The following is a 17,532-nucleotide window of genomic DNA, read 5'->3' as shown; positions in this document are numbered from 1 at the left end:
ACGCTCCTAGAGACGCTCGAAGCCGCGGCGCAGCTCCCAGTCGGTGACCGCGGCGTCGAACGCGGCCAGTTCGACGTCCGCGGCGTTGAGGTAGTGGTCGACCACGTCGTCGCCGAAAGCCGAACGGGCCAGCGCGGACCCGGCGAAGAGCGAACGGGCGTCACGCAGGGTCTTCGGAACACGCGGAGCGTCGGACGTGTACGCGTTCCCGACCAGCTCCGGCTCGAGCTCCAACTCCTCCTCGACCCCGGCAAGCCCAGCCGCGATGATCGCAGCCGACGCCAGGTACGGGTTCACGTCCGCACCGGGCACCCGGTTCTCGAACCGCAGCCCGTGCCCGTGCCCGACCACCCGCAGCGAACACGTCCGGTTGTCGTGTCCCCACGCGACCGCCGTGGGCGCGAACGACCCGTCCGCGTACCGCTTGTACGAGTTGACGTTCGGCGCGAACATCAGCGTCAGCTCACGCATGTACTTCAGCTGGCCGGCCAGGAACCGCTGGAACAGCACGTCGTCGTCGGCGAAGACGGGTGAACCGTCGAGACCACGCAACGACAGGTGGATGTGGCACGAGTTGCCCTCGCGCTCGTTCACCTTCGCCATGAACGTCAGGCTGACGTTCTCCTGTGCCGCGATCTCCTTCGCGCCGTTCTTGTAGATCACGTGGTGGTCGCACGCCGCCGTGACCTCGTCGTACTTGAACGCGATCTCGTGCTGACCGGGGTTGCACTCGCCCTTCGCCGACTCCACGGTGAGCCCGGCGCCGGTCATCGCGAGCCGGATCCGGCGCAGTAACGGCTCGATGCGCGCGGTGCCGAGCAGCGAGTAGTCGACGTTGTACTGGTTCGCCGGGGTCAGGTTCCGGTAGCCGGCGTTCCAGGCCTGCTCGTAGGAGTCCTTGAACACGACGAACTCGAGTTCGGTGCCCGCGTACGCCTTCCAGCCGCGCTCGGCGAGGCGGTCGGCCTGCTTACCGAGGATCTGCCGCGGCGACGCCACGACCGGCGTCCCGTCGAGCCACTCCAGGTCGGCCAGCAGTCCGACGCTGCCGGGGTGCCACGGGATGCGGTGCAGCGTGGAGAGGTCGGGCTGGAGCACGAAGTCGCCGTAGCCCGTCGACCACGAACTCATCGCGTACCCGTCGACGGTGTTCATGTCGACGTCGACGGCGAGCAGGTAGTTGCACCCCTCCGCGGCGTGGCCGAGCACGTCGCTCAGGAAGTAGCCCGCGTCGAGGCGCTTGCCCTGCAGGCGCCCCTGCATGTCGGTGAAGCCGAGGACCACGGTGTCGATGTTTCCGTCCGCGATCTCGATGCGGAGCTGTTCGAGGTCCAGTCGGCCCGCCATGCCCACCTCCGGATTTCGGTCGTTGCTGCGCAACGTAGGACTTGTGTGCCGTCTGCGCAATGGTCCACGTTCAGACCTTTACATCGACGCAACGCGAGCGGCCGTGGGAGGCGTGCACGCCTTGGGGGCTCATACGCCACCAAAGCGTGCACGCCTCAGCGCAGGAACCCGCGGAGGAGGGCGGCGGTGGCGTCGCAGTGATCGCGCATCACCTTGGTGGCGCGGTCCGGGTCGCCGGCGGCGATCGCGGCGACGATGTCGGCGTGTTGGGCGTCGGAGTGGGTGATGTTGGTGCGGAGGACGGGGATCAGTTCCAGGAGGCCGTTGATGCGCGACTGCACGTCGGCGACCGCCGCGATCAACGGTTCGTTGCCGGTGACGCTCGCGATCGCGAGGTGGAGCCGGGAGTCGGCGCGGCGCCGGAACCCGTCGTCGGTGGTCTCGGTGACTTCGGTGAGGCACGCCCGCAGGTGGTCGTGCGCGGCCTCGGACAGTGCGGTGGACGCGGCGAGCGCGGCGGCGCCCGGCTCGATGATGCGGCGGTAGTCCAGCGCGTGGACCAGCGCCTCCCCCATCGAGCGGGCCACCGCCTGGGCGTCCCCGTCGCGGGGTGGACGATGACACACGAACGTTCCGCCCCCGCGGCCCCGGCGCGAGGTCACGAACCCCGCGTCGGCGAGCGCGGCCAGCGCGTCCCGGAGCGTCATCCGGCTGACGCCGAGCATTCCCGCCAGCTCCCGCTCCGGCGGAAGCCGCTCAGCCACCGCCCCGAGCCGAATGGCAGTAGCCAGCCGCTCCACCGTCACCTCGAACGGGTTCCCGTCCCGAACAGGCCGGAACAGCGTCCGCGCGAGCGCGGCGTCCGCGCCGGACGGCTCCGTGTCCGCCGGAGCCGCGCCCGGGTCGCCGGCCGGCCGGGCGCGGCCCGGGTCGGGCGCTCGGGACGGTGGGGCGGGGATCGTCAGCCTCCGTCCACGCCTGGGATGCGGCCGTTGCGGAACGCGTCGACGAAGTGGCGGTGGTCGTCGCGGACCTGGCGCGCGTAGCCGAGGCCGAACGACACCAGATCGGCGGCGAACTCCTCGTCGCGGTCACCGACCGCGGCCACGATCGCGTCCTCGGTCTGGAACTTCACCAGGCTCTGCTCGCTGTCGGCGTCCGACACGCAGTGCACCTTCGCGACCGCCTGCCCCAGCTGGTCGAGCAGCGGAATGATCTCGTCCGGCTCGTTGACGTCCGACCAGTCGATGTCGTTCTCGTACGGCGAGAGCTCCTGCACGACTTGCCCCACCCCGTCGATCTCGGTCCATCCGAGCCACGGGTCGGCGTGCGCCTGCAGCGCCCGCTGCGACACCACGGTGCGGTGCCCGTGGTGCTGGAAGTACCCCTTGATGTCGGGGTCGGTGATCACGCGGCTCGGCGCGGCGACGTTGCCCTGCTTCATCGACAGCACGACGTCGTTCTCCAGCGCCTGCGTCGCGCCTTCGACGAGCAGGTTGTACGCGGGCAACCCCGCCGACCCGATCCCGAACCCGGACCGGCCCACGACGTCCTTCACGACATAGCTCGCGATGTCCTTGCGCTTGCCCTCCGGAATCGTCTCCAGGTACTTCCGGAACGCCGCCTCGACCGCGTCTCGTTCGGACGACGACAGCAGCCGGACGCCCGGCCCCTCCCGGAACACCCGGTCGGCCTCGCGGATCGTCGTCGTGCGCTGCAGCAACGCGATCCGCGTCTGCATCCGCGAGTCGAGCAGGACGTCGCGCAGCACGCCGGTGGCGCTGTCGAGCGTGAGCCGGAACTCCTCGTCGCCCGCGTGCTCGGAGAACCGCCGCACGGTGCGCAGATAGGCCCTGGACACCGTGCGGATCATCCGCTCGATCGTGGAGTCGGACAGCGCCTTTCCAAAACCCAGCAACGCGAGGCTGGCCGCCAGACGCTGCAGATCCCAGGTGTAGTGACCGACGTAGGCCTCGTCGTAGTCGTTGACGTCGAACACCAGCACGCCGGACGAGTCCATGTACGTGCCGAAGTTCTGGCAGTGCAGGTCACCCTGGATCCAGACGCGACGCGTCCGTTCGTCCGTCCAGGGGTCCTCGATGTCGATCCGGGAATCGGTGACGTCGGCGTAGAAGATGCACGCGCTGCCGCGGTAGAACGCGAACGGGTCCGCGGCCATCTTCCGGAACTTCGTCCGGAAAGCGGCGGGCGCGGCCTCGATCAGCGGATGGAACGTGTCGACCAGGATCTTGATCAGCTCGTCGGAACGTTCGTCCGCCGGTCGAGCCGCGATCGCCTCGACCAGCGCGGAGGCTGGGGTGTCGCTCATGCGCGCAGAGTAGACCGCACGGGCCAACCTTTACAGGCGGGTGATCCAGCCGTGCGTGTCTTCGGTGCGGCCGTGCTGGAGGTCGAGCAGCGCACCGCGCAGCTTCATCGTGACCTCGCCGGGACCGCCGTCGGCGACCTGGAACTCGCCGTCGGTGCCCTTCACGGTGCCGACCGGGGTGATCACCGCCGCGGTACCGCACGCGAACGCCTCGGACATCCGGCCGTTCGCCGCGGTCTCGCGCCATTCGTCGGTCGAGATTCGCCGCACCTCGGTGTTCAGGCCGAGTTCGCCGGCCAACTGCAAAATGCTGTCCCGGGTGACGCCCGGCAGCAGCGACCCGTTGAGCTCGGGCGTGACGAGGGTCGTCCCGTCCAGGATGAAGTACAGGTTCATCCCGCCCATCTCCTCGATGTACTTGTGCTCGATCGCGTCGAGCCAGACCACCTGGTCACAGCCCTGCGCAGCGGCCTGGGCCTGCGCGACCAGGCTCGCGGCGTAGTTGCCGGCGCACTTCGCCTCACCGGTGCCGCCGGGGGCGGCGCGGGTGTAGTCCGTGGACAGCCAGACGCTGACCGGCTGCACACCGCGCGGGAAGTACGCGCCGACCGGGGACGCGATCAGCACGAACAGATACTCGAGCGCTGGGCGGACACCCAGGTAGGGATCGGTCGCGAACATGAACGGCCGCAGGTAGAGGCTGGTCTCGGGAGCGCTGGGCACCCACTGCTCGTCTTGCGCGACGAGAAGCCGGATCGACTCGAGGAACAGCTCTTCGGGGATCTCCGGCATCGCCAGGCGCGCGGCCGAGCGGTTGAACCGGCGCGCGTTCTGCTCCGGCCGGAACAGCCCGAGGGCACCGTCGGGGTGGCGGTAGACCTTGAGACCCTCGAAGATCTCCTGGCCGTAGTGCAGCGCGGACGTCGCCGGGTCGAGGCTGATCGGGCCGTAGGGCTCGAGGCGGGCGTCGTACCAGCCCTTACCCTCGGCGTACTTGATCGTCACCATGTGGTCGGTGAAGATCCGGCCGAAGCCGGGGTCGACCATCAGCGCGGCGCGCTCGTCATCGGTACGCGGGTTCGTGGCCGGGACGATCTCGAAATCCAGGGTGCTGCTCATGGCGGTCCTTCCGCATCGCTGGGGTTCGGCCGACCACGAAGGGGGCCCGACCCGAATTTACCGCCCGTTCAGGCGGTGGTGTTCGTAGGGAACGACGAAGGCCCGGTTGCCGCTTCTCGCGGCAACCGGGCCTGTGTCGTACGAAAAGGCCTAACTCACCCGCGAGGCGATCCGGTCGCCTACCTCGGAGGTGCGTACGGGAGCACCGGGCTCACGCGCGGCCAGGTCGTCGGCGACGGCGCTCTCCACGCGGGCGGCCTCGTCGGCGTGGCCCAGGTGCTCGAGCAGGAGCGCGACCGACAGGATCGTGGCCGTCGGGTCAGCGATGCCCTTGCCCGTGATGTCGGGCGCGGAACCGTGCACCGGCTCGAACATCGACGGGAATTCCTTCGTCGGGTTGATGTTGCCGCTCGCGGCCAGCCCGATGCCACCGCTGATCGCAGCCGCGATGTCGGTGAGGATGTCGCCGAACAGGTTGTCGGTGACGACGACGTCGAAGCGCTGCGGGTTCGTCACGAAGAACATGCTCGCGGCGTCGACGTGCTGGTAGTCGGTGGCGACGTCGGGGAACTCCTTGCCGACCTCGGCAAACGTCCGCGACCACAGGTTCCCGGCGTTGACCAGCACGTTCTGCTTGTGGACGAGCGTCAGGTGGCGGCGCGAGCGACCCTGCGCGCGGGTGTACGCGTCACGGATCACGCGCTCGACGCCGCTGCGGGAGTTCAGGCTCTCCTCGGTCGCGACCTCGCGCGGCGTGCCCTTGGCGAGCACACCACCGGCGCCGACGTAGAGACCCTCGGTGCCCTCACGGACCACGACGAAGTCGATGTCGCCGGGCTTCAGACCGGCCAGCGGGCTCGAGACGCCCTCGTAGAGCCGCGCCGGGCGCAGGTTCACGAAATGGTCGAACGCGAACCGCAGCTTGAGCAGCAGGCCCCGCTCGAGGACGCCCGGCGGCACCCCCGGGTCGCCGACCGCGCCCAGCAGGATCGCGTCGTGGCGGGACAGCTCGTCCTGCACCGACTCGGGCAGAACCTCCCCGGTCGCGTGGTAGCGGCGCGCACCGAGGTCGTATTCGGTGGTGCTCACGCCGGGGAGCACGGCGCTGAGCACTTTCAGCCCCTCGGCCACCACCTCGGGCCCGATCCCGTCTCCGCCGATCACCGCGAGGTTCGTGCTCATGGCTTCACCCTAGCGGAGGTTTCCCAAGGCTCGGTATTGACGTCTCAGACTCCGGACAGGTCCACCGTATTCGCAGCGTGTGCCCCTATCGCCGCGGCGAGTCGCTGCAGGAGATCGGCCGGGACCGCCTGGTCGACGGCGAGCGCCATCAGCGACGCGTTCCCGCCGAGAGCCCGCGCCACCTGCATCCCCGCGATGTTGACGCCGGCGTCGCCGAGCAGCACGCCGAGCGTCCCGACCACCCCCGGACGGTCCGTGTACTCCAGGAAGAGCAGGTTCCCGTTGGGCACGAGGTCGATGTCGAACGCGTCGATGTTCGTGATCTTCTGCGCGCCGCGCGGGCCGGACAGCGTCCCCGACACCGCGAGCGTCCGCCCGTCGGCCAGCACGCCCGACACCGTCACGAGGTTGCGGTACTCCGCGCTCTCCTCCGACGTGGTGAGCCCCACCTCGACACCGCGTTCCTTGGCCAGCAGGGGCGCGTTCACGAACGTCACCGACTCCTCGACGATGTCCGCGAACACCCCCTTGAGCGCGGCCAGCTCCAGCACGCTGACGTCGTACTCGGCGATGTCACCACGCACGTCCACGGTGATCGACTGGGCGAGACCGCTGGCGAGAGCGGTGAACACGCGCCCCAGCTTCTCGGCCAGCGGCAGCGACGGCCGCACCTCCTCCGCGACCACGCCCCCCGCCTGCACGTTCACCGCGTCCGGGACGAACTCGCCGTGCAACGCCAGGCGGACGCTCCGCGCGACCGCGAGCCCCGCCTTGTCCTGGGCTTCCACGGTGGACGCACCGAGGTGCGGGGTCGCGACGACGTTCTCCAGGCCGAAGAGCGGGGAGTCGGTGCAGGGCTCGGTCGCGTAGACGTCCAGGCCGGCGCCGGCGACCCGGCCTTCTTTCAGGGCCGCGTACAGGGCCTGCTCGTCGACCAGCCCACCCCGTGCGGCGTTCACGATGCGCACCGACGGCTTGACGAGACGCAGCTCCTTCTCGCCGATCAGGCCGAGCGTCTCCGCGGTCTTGGGCAGGTGGATCGAGATGAAGTCGCTCTCGGCGAGCAGCTCCTCCAGGCTCACCAGCCGGACACCGATCTGCGCTGCTCGCGTCGGCTGCACGTACGGGTCGTAGGCGATCAGGCGGGTGCCGAACGCGGCCATGCGCTGGGCGAACAACACGCCGATCCGGCCGAGCCCGACGACGCCGATCGTCTTGTCCGCGATCTCGACGCCGGTGTACCGCGACCGCTTCCACTCCCCGTTGCGCAGCGCGGCGTGGGCCGGAGCGGTGTTGCGCGCGCTGGCCAGCAGCAGCGCGATCGCCTGCTCGGCGGCCGAGACGATGTTCGACGTCGGCGCATTGACGACCATGACTCCGCGGGCGGTCGCGGCCGGTACGTCGACGTTGTCCAGACCGACGCCGGCGCGGGCGACGACCTTCAGCCGCGGCGCCGCGGCCAGCGCGGCCGCGTCGACCTGGGTGGCGCTGCGGACGAGGATCGCGTCCGCGTCGGCAAGCGCCGGGATCAGTGCCGCTCTGTCGGCGCCGTCCACGTGGCGGACTTCGAAGTCCCGGGCGAGAACGTCGAGCGCGGACGGTGCGAGTTCCTCGGCGACGAGGACGACAGGCTGTGGCACGTCACGTACCTCCGGGCATCGTTGCGTCACTGCGCGCGACCCCGATAGTAGGTGTCGGGACCGGCCTCCCGGCGCTTCGTGACGACGGTCACCAGCGCACGTGGAACAGACGTCAGTGCAGTCACAGGGGTTCAACGCACCGGGCCAAACGCGAGGGTTCGACGGGTGCGGCAGGCACAATCGAAAGGTGACCCAGGACAGCATGCGACGCGAGACCACGAACCGCGGGTGGGCGACCGCCGGGCTGCTCGGCGCCGCGCTGTCGATCGGCTGGGTCGGGGTGGCGGTCGCGTTCGTGCTGCCGGCTTTCACCGGCTCCCCGCCCGGAACATGGGGCGACGGTGTCGCGCTCGGCATCGTCGTCTTCGGCGTCCTGCTGCTCGCGGCGATCGCCGCGGTGGGTGCCCGTTCCGCGTGGAAGCACGCGTTCTACGGCGAGGACGAGCAGCCCCGCCGCCTGATGACGGCAGGCCTCTGCACTGTCGTGATCGCGGGTTGGCCCGCGGTGGGCGCGCTCACCCGCGGCGCCGACGGCATCCTCGACCCCACCGGCGCCGCCGCGATCGCCCTCACCGCGATCGGTGGCGTCACCCTCGTCGTTCTCCACCGAGCCCGCAACGCCGAAGGGGTGCGGGCGTAAGCCCGCACCCTCTTACGCATGTGCGGGCGTAAGCCCGCACCCTCTTACGCGTGTGCCGAGCGCCGCCAGGCGCAAAGGCTTGCGCGTCGAGCGCCGCTAGGCGCGAGTGTTCGAACCTGGAGCCCGCCCAGGGCAACGCTGGCAGTCGAGCGCGAATCCGCCGCGTATAGCTGCATACTCGAGGGTTCGCGCTCGCCTGACGGCGTTGCCCTGGGCGGGCCGCCCACTCAGGCCGTTTCGGTGATGGGGCGGTCGACCCAGGACATCAGGCCGCGGAGCTTCGCGCCGGTGACCTCGATCGGGTCCGCGGCGTTCTCCTCGCGGAGCTTGAGGAAGTTGGCCCGGCCGTTCTCGTCCTCGGCGATCCAGTTGCGGGCGAACGTCCCGTCCTGGATCTCGGTGAGGATCTGCTTCATGGCCTTCTTCGTCTCGTCGGTGACGACGCGCGGGCCGGAGACGTAGCCGCCGTACTCGGCGGTGTCGCTGACCGAGTAGTTCATCCGCGCGATGCCGCCCTCGTACATGAGGTCGACGATCAGCTTCAGCTCGTGCAGGCACTCGAAGTACGCGACCTCCGGCTGGTAGCCGGCCTGGGTCAGCGTCGAGAACCCGGCCTTGACCAGCTCCTCGACGCCACCGCAGAGGACGGCCTGCTCACCGAACAGATCGGTCTCGGTCTCCTCGGTGAACGTGGTCTTGATCGCGCCGGCGCGGGTACCGCCGATGCCCTTGGCGTAGGACAGCGCGAGCGCCAGGGCGTTGCCCGACGCGTCCTGCTCGACGGCGACCAGCACCGGAACGCCCTTGCCGTCCACGAACTGACGACGGACCAGGTGACCCGGACCCTTCGGCGCGATCAGCGCGACGTCGACGCCGGCCGGGGGCTTGATCAGCTCGTACCGGATGTTCAGGCCGTGCCCGAACAGCAGCGCGTCGCCGTCCTTGAGGTTCGGGGCGATGTCGTTCGCGTAGATCGTGCGCTGCGCGGTGTCGGGCGCGAGCACCATGATCACGTCGGCCTCGGCGCTGGCCTCGGCCGGGGTGACGACACGCAGGCCGGCCTCCTCCGCCTTCGGACGGCTCTTCGAGCCCTCCGGCAGGCCGACGCGCACGTCGACGCCGGAGTCACGCAGGCTCAGGGCGTGGGCGTGCCCCTGGCTGCCGTAGCCGAGCACGGCGACCTTGCGGCCCTGGATGATCGACAGGTCCGCGTCGTCGTCGTAGAAGAGCTCGGCGCGGAGGTTTTCAGAGGCCATGACTAGTACTTCGTCCTTCCGTTGTTAATAAAATCAAGCGCTGACGCTACGCAATGCGACTGCGGGCGCCGCGATCGACCGGGGTCCCCGCCCGATCGCAACCATGCCGGACTGCACCAGTTCCTTGATGCCGTACGGCTCCAACACGCGGACGAGAGCCTCGAGCTTCTCGGCCGTGCCGGTCGCCTCGACCGTGATGGAGTCGGTGGAGACGTCCACCACGTGCGCACGGAACAGCTCGACGGTTTCGAGCACGTGCGATCGCGTTTGCGGGTCGGTGCGGACCTTGCAGAGCATCAGCTCGCGCTGGACCGACACCGACGAGTCGAGCTCGACGATCTTGATGACGTTGACCAGCTTGTTCAGCTGCTTGGTGACCTGCTCGAGCGCGAGGCCCTCCACGGTGACGACCACGGTCATCCGGGAGATGTCGGGGTGCTCGGTAGGCCCGACCGCGAGCGAGTGGATGTTGAACCCGCGACGGCTGAACAGGCCGGACACCCGGGCGAGGACACCCGGCTTGTTCTCGACCAGCACCGACAGGGTGTGCTTGCTCATTGTCGTCGTCTCTCTCGATCAGGTCTGGTCCTCGCCCCAGACGGGGCGGACGTCACGGGCGGCCTGGATGTCGTCGTTGCTGGCGCCGGCCGCGACCATCGGCCACACCATCGCGTCCTTGCCGACCACGAAGTCGATGACGACCGGCTGGTCGTCGATCTCCATCGCCTTCTCGATCGTGGCGTCGACGTCACCGGCGGTTTCGCAGCGCAACCCGACGCAACCCAGCGCGTCGGCCAGCTTCACGAAGTCGGGCACGCGCTGCTTGTGGGTCTTCAGGTCGGTGTTCGAGTAGCGCTTGTCGTAGAACAGCGTCTGCCACTGCCGCACCATGCCGAGGTTGCCGTTGTTGATGACGGCGACCTTGATCGGGATGCCCTCCAGGGCGCAGGTGGCCAGTTCCTGATTGGTCATCTGGAAACAGCCGTCGCCGTCGATCGCCCACACGGTGGTGTCGGGCTTACCGACCTTGGCGCCCATGGCGGCGGGGACGGCGTATCCCATCGTCCCGGCGCCGCCGGAGTTCAGCCAGGTGTACGGGTTCTCGTACGAGATGAACTGGCTGGCCCACATCTGGTGCTGGCCCACGCCCGCGGCGTAGATCGTCTCCGGTCCGGAGATCTTCCCCAGCCGCTCGATGACGTACTGGGGTGCCAGCGTGCCATCGGGGTGTTCGTCGTAGCCCAGCGGATAGGTCTCGCGGGTCTTGTTCAGCAGGGCCCACCAGGGGTCCAGGTCCGCGCGGTGCCCGGCCTGGTGCTCGGCCTGCAGCGCGACGACCAGCTCGGCGATCACCTCGCGGGCGTCACCGACGATCGGCACGTCAGCGGTGCGGTTCTTGCTGATCTCGGCCGGGTCGATGTCGGCGTGGACGATCGTCGCGTACGGGGCGAAGCTGTCGAGGTTGCCGGTCACGCGGTCGTCGAAGCGGGCGCCCAGCGCGACGATCAGGTCGGCCTTCTGCAGCGACGTCACCGCGGCGACGGTTCCGTGCATGCCGGGCATGCCCAGGTGCTGCGGGTGGCTGTCGGGGAACGCGCCGCGGGCCATCAGCGTCGTGATGACCGGTGCGCCGGACAGTTCGGCCAGTACCTTCAGCTCCCCGGCCGCGTGGGCCTTCAACACGCCACCGCCGACGTAGAGCACCGGGCGCTTCGACGAGGTGAGCAGCCGGGCGGCCTCGCGGACCTGCTTGCCGTGCGGGTGGATCGTCGGGCGGTAGCCGGGCAGGTTCAGCTGCGGCGGCCACTCGAACCGCGTCATCGCCTGTTGGACGTCCTTCGGCACGTCGACCAGCACGGGGCCGGGGCGGCCGGTGCTCGCCAGGTGGAACGCCTCGGCGATCGTCTGCGGGATCTCCTCCGGGTGCTTGACCAGGAAGTTGTGCTTCGTGATCGGCAGCGTGATGCCGCAGATGTCGGCTTCCTGGAACGCGTCCGTGCCGATCATCGGGGTGCTGACCTGACCGGTGATCGCGACCAGCGGCACGGAGTCCATGTACGCGTCGGCGATCGGCGTCACCAGGTTCGTCGCGCCCGGGCCGGACGTCGCCATGCAGACGCCGACCTTGCCGGTGGCCTGCGCGTACCCCTCGGCCGCGTGGCCGGCGCCCTGCTCGTGCCGGACCAGGATGTGCCGGACGCCCGGGGTGTCGTACAGCGGGTCGTACGTCGGAAGAATCGTGCCGCCCGGGATGCCGAAGACCACCTCGGCGCCGACCGCCTCGAGGGAGCGGACGAGCGACTGGGCACCCGTGACCGATTCGTTGGCCGGTGGGGTGGCTGGTGCGTTCATGGCATTGGCCTCTTCGTGTAGCGGTGACGCGGTCTCGAGTTCTCGGGCAACAAAAAACCCCTCGTGCCTGCGGCACGGGGGGTGAGCGCGTCGACGTGGTGCGGTGTCGACGCGCTAGCTGAGTACGAGAATCTGGGTGGATCGCACGTCGTCCACGCTAGGCCGCTTCCCATCCGACGTCAAACCCATCCCACTCTGTGGTCCCGCACGTCGGCACGGGACCACAGAGCGACGACTCAGCTGCAGACGGCGCCGGTGGCGGCGGAGCCGACCAGCTTGGCGTACTTGGAGAGGACGCCGGTCTCGTAGGTGGGCGGGAGCGGCTTCCACTCCTGGCGACGACGCTCGATCTCGGCCTCGTCGACCAGCAGGTCCAGCGTCTGGGCGTTGAGGTCGAGCCGGATCCGGTCGCCCTCGCGCACCAGCGCGATCGGCCCACCGTGCGCCGCCTCCGGCGCCACGTGACCGATGCACGGCCCGGTCGTACCGCCGGAGAACCGGCCGTCGGTGAGCAGCAGCACGTCCTTGCCGAGCCCAGCACCCTTGATCGCGCCGGTCACCGCCAGCATCTCGCGCATCCCGGGCCCACCCTTCGGGCCCTCGTTGCGGATCACGATCACGTCGCCCTTGTTCAGCGTGTTGTGGGTGACCGCGTCCATCGCTGCCTGCTCGCCCTCGAACACCCGCGCGGTGCCCTCGAACACGTCGTATTCGATGCCTGCGGACTTGAGCACGGCCCCGTCCGGCGCCAACGACCCGCGCAGCACGGTGATGCCACCGACCGGGTGGATCGGGTTCTGCACCGCGTGGATGATCTTGCCGTCCGGGTCCGGCGGCGCGATGTCGGCGAGGTTCTCGGCCAGCGTCTTGCCGGTCACGGTCAGGCAGTCGCCGTGCAGCAGCCCGGCGTCGAGCAGCGCCTTCATGACGACCGGCACACCGCCGATCTCGTCGACGTCGGTCATCACGTACTGACCGAACGGCTTCACGTCGGCCAGGTGCGGGGTGCGGCGGCCGATCTCGTTGAAGTCCTCGAGCGTGATGTCGACCTTCGCCTCGTGCGCGATCGCCATCAGGTGCAGCACCGCGTTGGTGGAGCCACCCAGCGCCTGCACCAGCGTGATCGCGTTCTCGAACGCCTCGCGGGTCATGATCTGGCGCGCGGTGATGCCGTTCTTGATCAGGTTGATCACGGCCTCGCCGGACTTCACCGCGTAGCCGTCACGGCGACGGTCGGGCGCCGGCGGCGCGGCTGAGCCCGGGAGCGACATGCCCAGCGCCTCAGCCGCGCTGGCCATCGTGTTCGCCGTGTACATACCGCCGCAGGCACCCTCGCCCGGACAGATCGCGCGCTCGACCCGGTCGACCTCCTCGCGGCTGATGAGCCCGCGGGCGCACGCCCCGACCGCCTCGAACGCGTCGATGACGGTGACCGTGCGCCCGTCGATCTTGCCCGGCAGCGTGGAACCGGCGTACAGGAACACCGACGCCAGGTCGAGGCGCGCGGCGGCCATCAGCATGCCGGGCAGCGACTTGTCGCAGCCGGCCAGCAGGACGCTGCCGTCCAGACGCTCGGCCTGCATGACGACCTCGACCGAGTCGGCGATGATCTCGCGGCTGACCAGCGAGTAGTGCATGCCGACGTGGCCCATCGAGATGCCGTCGGACACCGAGATCGTGCCGAACTCCATCGGGAAGCCGCCAGCGGTGCGGACACCCTCCTTGGAGGCCTTCGCGAGCCGGTCGAGCGAGAGGTTGCACGGCGTGATCTCGTTCCACGAGGACGCGACGCCGATCTGCGGCTTGGCGAAGTCCTCGTCCTTCATCCCGACGGCACGGAGCATGCCGCGGGCAGCGGCCTTCTCGAGACCGTCGGTCACGTCGGTGCTGCGGGGCTTGAGTGGGTGGGTCATTCGGCTTCCTCGGCTGGGCCTTCGAGCAGGAAGGCGCGGGTAAGCGGCAGCCGGCGCGGGCCGGCCGACCGCCGTGGGAGCGTCCCGTGGCCGGGGACCGCGGTGGCGGCCAGGATCCGTAGCCGCGGTAGCGGCGGGAGCACGGCGCCCGGGACTGGGGCGGCGACGCGGTGCCACGAGCCTACGCCGCCTCGCGGGGGCGCGACCTGCGACACTGGAGGGGTGAGCACCCAGACCCCGGCCAAGCCGATCCGCGTCCGGTTCCGGCAGAGTTTCGCCACGGTCGCCGCGATCCTGCTGATGGCGATCGGGGCGTTCACGATCGCCGGTCAGAGCTGGTGGTACACGCCGGTGATGGTGGTGCCGCTGGTGGCGCTGTGGTGGGTGATCCGCACGGGCGTCGACGTCGACGCGGAGCACCTCACGATCCGCCGCGCGTTCGGCAGCCGCACGCTGCGCTGGGACGAGATCGAGGGTTTCCTGTCCTCCCGCGGCCGCGTCTCGGTCCAGCTGGTCGACGGCGGCACCCTCCGGCTACCCGCCGTCACCCCCGCGACGCTCCCCCGGCTGATCGCCTCGGTCGACCTCACGAAGCCTTCGGCCGACGTCTGACCACGCGCCGTCGGCGACGCGATGCACAGGGGTTCGTGGCCGAGGCGTGACCGACGCCGCTGGGGGTGGCCGGTTAGGCTCGTGCCATGTCCGGAGCCTTGCGTCCGCTGGTCGCCGCTGCGACGACCCTGGTACTGGCGCTGGCCGGATGCTCACTCGGCGCTCCCGACGAGACGGAGAGCGGCGAATCGCCGAACCTGCCGACGCCCAGCGCGTCGCCCACGGCTCCCGGTGGCTCGGCGGAGGACGACGGGGTCGGCGTCCAGGTCCTGGTGAAGAATCTCCAGGTGCCGTGGGGGCTGGCGTTCCTCCCCGACGGGAACGCGCTCGTCACCGAACGCGACACCCGGCGGATCCTGTCGATCACGCCCGGCGGCCGGGCGACGCCTGTCCAGACCATCCAGGACGCCTACTCCGGCGGTGAGGGCGGCCTGCTCGGCATCGCGGTCTCGCCCAAGTACGCGACCGACAAGACCGTCTTCATCTACTACACGACGCGTACCGACAACCGCATCGCGTCGCTGGTGCTCGGACAGCAGCCGCAGCCGATCGTCACCGGCATCCCGGTGTCCGGCATCCACAACGGCGGCCGGCTCGCGTTCGGCCCCGACGGCTACCTGTACGCGGGCACGGGCGACGCGTCGGAGCGCGGACGCGCGCAGGACCTCAAGAGCCTCGGCGGGAAGATCCTCCGGATGACCGGCGCCGGGAGGCCCGCGCCGGGCAACCCCTACCCGAACTCGCTCGTGTGGTCGCGCGGGCACCGCAACGTGCAGGGCCTCACCTGGGACGCGAAGAAGCGACTCTGGGCGACCGAGTTCGGCCAGAACCAGTGGGACGAGGTCAACGTCATCACCAAGGGCGGCAACTACGGCTGGCCCACGGTGGAGGGCATGAGCACCGACAAGCGGTTCACGAAACCGCTCGTGACGTGGAAGCCCGATGTGGCCTCGCCCAGCGGCGCGGTCGTCGTCGGGTCCAATCTGCTGGTCGCCGCGCTGAAGGGCGAACGACTCTGGGTCGTGACGATCGACGCGGAGAAGGGCACTGTCGACGGCACGCCGAGGCCGATGCTGCAGAGCCGGTACGGTCGCCTGCGGACGGTGGTGTCCGCCCCCGACGGTTCGGTGTGGGTCGCGACGTCCAATCGGGACGGTCGCGGCAACCCCACCGTGGACGACGACCGGATCCTGCGGATCATCCCGCCCGGCTCCAGCGGCGTGGACGTGTTGTAGCGCGTTAGCCGACACCCGATTCCGGTAAAGAGAATACTTCGTGGGTTCTGATTCGATTCCGACCGGCAACTCCGACGACTCCGACGAGACCGCGCCCGACCACGGCGCGCGTATGACGTCGGACCAGGAAGCAGTAGCGGACCCGGAACCGCCTGCGCACGGTAGGCACCGGTTGGCGCGGCTGAAGCGGCTGCGCGGGCCGAAGTGGCTGCGTACCGGGGTGGTGGCGTTCCTCATCGCGCTGGTCGGCACGACGATCGGGCTGCAGATCGGCGGTCGCGCCGAGGTCGAGATCGGGCCGTTCCAGATGCAGCTGGCCGCGCAGCCGTCGCTGACCGGCGGCTCCCAGCTGCGCATCCCACCGCTGGGCGCGATCTCGATCCAGAGCCACAGCGGCCCGATCCGGCTGGTCGCGCGGGTCGACGGGCTGAACGAGTCGGAGACCCGGCAGCTGATCGCCGACCCGGCACGCATCGAGGAAGCCACGGACCTCACCACCGGTGACGTCCGCTCGGCGGTGGAAACGCTCGCGCTGCGCGCGGTCGGTGCGGGGTTGCTCGGGGCGGTCCTGCTCGGCGCCATTGCCTTCCGCGACGTCCGACGAACGGCGCTCACCGGCGGAATGGCGCTCGTGCTGCTGGCCGGCAGCGGGGGCATCGCAGCCGCGACGCTCAAGCCGAGCAGCCTGAGCCAGCCGCGCTACGAGGGGCTGCTCACCAACATCCCCGCGCTCATCGGTGACGCCCGCTCGATTTACGACAACTACGGGCAGTACCGCGGCCAACTCGTGCAGATCCTCACCAACATGAGCAAGGTCTACGAGGCCGTCTCGACGCTGCCGACCTACCAGCCCGACCCCAACACGATCCGCGTGATGCACGTCAGCGACCTGCACAACAACCCCACCGCGTGGCAGGTCATCGGCACGATCGGCAACCAGTTCCAGGTGAACGCGGTGTTCGACACCGGTGATCTCACCGACTGGGGCAGCGCCGCAGAGGCCAACCTGTACGCGAGCAACATCGCCGCGCTGAAGGTGCCGTACGTGTTCATCCGCGGAAACCACGACTCGGCTGACGTCGCACGAGCGGTCGGCTCCAACCCGAACGCGGTCGTTCTCGACGACACCGTGCGCGAGGTGGCCGGCCTCGTGGTCGCCGGTGCCGGCAGCAGCCGCTTCACCCCCGACAAGACGACCGGCGACGACAATGCCGGCAAGGACGTCGAGGCGCGGTCCGGTGAGGCCCTCGCGGAGACCGTGCAGCGCTGGAATCGTGAGAACGAGAAGTCGGTCGACGTGATGATGATCCACGAGCCGGCCGCCGCCGAGCCGCTCGAGGAGCGCGGGCCGCTGATCCTGGCCGGGCACACCCACGAGCGGAAAGTGGAGGCACTCGACAAGGACACGCTGCTGATGATCGAGGGGTCCACCGGCGCGGCCGGGCTGCGCGGGCTCCAGGGTGACACGCCGAAGTCGTTCGAGATGACCGTCCTCTACTTCACGCAGGACGGCACGCTCAAGGCGTACGACGAGATCACGGTGAGCGGGTCGGGGCAGTCGCAGGTGGAGCTGCGACGGGTGATCATCGGCGAGCGGAACGCCACGGCGACGGTCACGGCGACGCCGAGCGGCACCGTGAGCGTGTCCCCCTCTGCGCCGAACACGCAACCGGTGATCCCGTCACCGGCGCCGTCGCTCAGCGCGACGGGGTCGCCGACGGCCGGACGTTAGCCACCAGGACTGTCTCGCCGTCCCGGTAGCTCCATCTGGTCACGCGGTGGGGGTGGTGCCGGTTCGCGAGGCGGGTGGTGAGCACGGTCGGGCTCATCCCGCCGCAGGCGGCTTGTAGGGCGCGGAGCTACCGCTCGAGGAGTGGGCGGCACGGTTCCCAGGCCAGTCCGCGCAG

Annotated in this window: 14 protein-coding genes; 4 read left to right on the top strand and 10 right to left on the bottom strand. The window is 69.7% G+C overall.

Translation table 11 applies throughout. The features are described from left to right. Positions 1 to 6 precede the first annotated feature (6 nt). From ACGFY5_RS17060 to serA, 6 genes are all read right to left on the bottom strand, one after another. Positions 7 to 1,347, bottom strand: a complete 1,341-nt coding sequence (locus tag ACGFY5_RS17060) for a glutamine synthetase family protein (RefSeq protein WP_392720825.1) — start codon at positions 1,345 to 1,347, stop codon at positions 7 to 9. Positions 1,348 to 1,502: 155 nt separating this feature from the next. Then, positions 1,503 to 2,189, bottom strand: coding sequence for a FadR/GntR family transcriptional regulator (locus ACGFY5_RS17055; protein WP_392722496.1), 687 nt, complete (start codon positions 2,187 to 2,189; stop codon positions 1,503 to 1,505). A 119-nt stretch (positions 2,190 to 2,308) separates the two neighbouring features. Then, positions 2,309 to 3,676, bottom strand: coding sequence for a DUF2252 domain-containing protein (locus ACGFY5_RS17050; protein ID WP_392720823.1), 1,368 nt, complete (start codon positions 3,674 to 3,676; stop codon positions 2,309 to 2,311). Positions 3,677 to 3,706: 30 nt separating this feature from the next. Beyond that, positions 3,707 to 4,795, bottom strand: a complete 1,089-nt coding sequence (locus tag ACGFY5_RS17045; RefSeq protein WP_392720821.1) for a branched-chain amino acid aminotransferase — start codon at positions 4,793 to 4,795, stop codon at positions 3,707 to 3,709. A 150-nt stretch (positions 4,796 to 4,945) separates the two neighbouring features. Then, a complete protein-coding gene (locus ACGFY5_RS17040; RefSeq protein WP_392720820.1) occupies positions 4,946 to 5,977 on the bottom strand; it encodes a 3-isopropylmalate dehydrogenase in 1,032 nt (343 codons plus the stop codon). Between the two features lie 44 nt (positions 5,978 to 6,021). Then, on the bottom strand, positions 6,022 to 7,617 hold the full coding sequence (gene serA, locus ACGFY5_RS17035; RefSeq protein WP_392720817.1) for a phosphoglycerate dehydrogenase: 1,596 nt from the start codon (positions 7,615 to 7,617) through the stop codon (positions 6,022 to 6,024). A 187-nt stretch (positions 7,618 to 7,804) separates the two neighbouring features. Between serA and ACGFY5_RS17030 the strand changes: the two genes are divergently transcribed. Beyond that, a complete protein-coding gene (locus tag ACGFY5_RS17030) occupies positions 7,805 to 8,257 on the top strand; it encodes a hypothetical protein (RefSeq protein ID WP_392720814.1) in 453 nt (150 codons plus the stop codon). A 227-nt stretch (positions 8,258 to 8,484) separates the two neighbouring features. Here ACGFY5_RS17030 and ilvC read toward each other — a convergent pair whose 3' ends face one another. From ilvC to ilvD, 4 genes are all read right to left on the bottom strand, one after another. Next, positions 8,485 to 9,513, bottom strand: a complete 1,029-nt coding sequence (ilvC, locus tag ACGFY5_RS17025) for a ketol-acid reductoisomerase (RefSeq protein ID WP_392720812.1) — start codon at positions 9,511 to 9,513, stop codon at positions 8,485 to 8,487. A gap of 33 nt (positions 9,514 to 9,546) precedes the next feature. Beyond that, complete coding sequence (gene ilvN, locus ACGFY5_RS17020; RefSeq protein WP_392720809.1) at positions 9,547 to 10,071, bottom strand: acetolactate synthase small subunit; 525 nt, start codon at positions 10,069 to 10,071, stop codon at positions 9,547 to 9,549. A gap of 18 nt (positions 10,072 to 10,089) precedes the next feature. Next, a complete protein-coding gene (locus tag ACGFY5_RS17015) occupies positions 10,090 to 11,865 on the bottom strand; it encodes an acetolactate synthase large subunit (protein ID WP_392720807.1) in 1,776 nt (591 codons plus the stop codon). Between the two features lie 236 nt (positions 11,866 to 12,101). Then, on the bottom strand, positions 12,102 to 13,778 hold the full coding sequence (gene ilvD / locus ACGFY5_RS17010) for a dihydroxy-acid dehydratase (RefSeq protein WP_392720804.1): 1,677 nt from the start codon (positions 13,776 to 13,778) through the stop codon (positions 12,102 to 12,104). 222 nt (positions 13,779 to 14,000) lie between these two features. Here ilvD and ACGFY5_RS17005 point away from each other — a divergent pair, with 222 nt between their 5' ends. The 3 genes from ACGFY5_RS17005 (at position 14,001) to ACGFY5_RS16995 (ending at position 17,357) form a co-directional block, all read left to right on the top strand. Beyond that, complete coding sequence (locus ACGFY5_RS17005; RefSeq protein WP_392720802.1) at positions 14,001 to 14,390, top strand: PH domain-containing protein; 390 nt, start codon at positions 14,001 to 14,003, stop codon at positions 14,388 to 14,390. An 86-nt stretch (positions 14,391 to 14,476) separates the two neighbouring features. After that, positions 14,477 to 15,625: a PQQ-dependent sugar dehydrogenase gene (locus ACGFY5_RS17000; protein ID WP_392720800.1), complete on the top strand. Its 1,149-nt coding sequence runs from the start codon at positions 14,477 to 14,479 to the stop codon at positions 15,623 to 15,625. A 40-nt stretch (positions 15,626 to 15,665) separates the two neighbouring features. After that, entirely contained in the window at positions 15,666 to 17,357 is a 1,692-nt protein-coding gene (locus ACGFY5_RS16995; RefSeq protein ID WP_392720797.1) for a metallophosphoesterase, read from the top strand. Positions 17,358 to 17,532: the final 175 nt, after the last annotated feature.

Origin of the sequence: Cryptosporangium sp. NPDC048952, from assembly GCF_043197895.1 — a bacterium.
Lineage (GTDB): Bacteria > Actinomycetota > Actinomycetes > Mycobacteriales > Cryptosporangiaceae > Cryptosporangium.
This window is presented reverse-complemented; position numbering and strand designations above follow the sequence as displayed.

What these genes read in the sequence shown, in the direction of transcription:
- ACGFY5_RS17040 (WP_392720820.1), bottom strand. Translation starts at nt 5,977, where the DNA reads ATGAGCACGAACCTCGCGGTGATCGGCGGAGACGGGATCGGGCCCGAG.
- ACGFY5_RS17060 (WP_392720825.1), bottom strand. Translation starts at nt 1,347, where the DNA reads ATGGCGGGCCGACTGGACCTCGAACAGCTCCGCATCGAGATCGCGGAC.
- ACGFY5_RS17000 (WP_392720800.1), top strand. Translation starts at nt 14,477, where the DNA reads ATGTCCGGAGCCTTGCGTCCGCTGGTCGCCGCTGCGACGACCCTGGTA.
- ilvN (WP_392720809.1), bottom strand. Translation starts at nt 10,071, where the DNA reads ATGAGCAAGCACACCCTGTCGGTGCTGGTCGAGAACAAGCCGGGTGTC.
- ACGFY5_RS17015 (WP_392720807.1), bottom strand. Translation starts at nt 11,865, where the DNA reads ATGAACGCACCAGCCACCCCACCGGCCAACGAATCGGTCACGGGTGCC.
- ilvD (WP_392720804.1), bottom strand. Translation starts at nt 13,778, where the DNA reads ATGACCCACCCACTCAAGCCCCGCAGCACCGACGTGACCGACGGTCTC.
- ACGFY5_RS17050 (WP_392720823.1), bottom strand. Translation starts at nt 3,676, where the DNA reads ATGAGCGACACCCCAGCCTCCGCGCTGGTCGAGGCGATCGCGGCTCGA.
- ilvC (WP_392720812.1), bottom strand. Translation starts at nt 9,513, where the DNA reads ATGGCCTCTGAAAACCTCCGCGCCGAGCTCTTCTACGACGACGACGCG.
- ACGFY5_RS17045 (WP_392720821.1), bottom strand. Translation starts at nt 4,795, where the DNA reads ATGAGCAGCACCCTGGATTTCGAGATCGTCCCGGCCACGAACCCGCGT.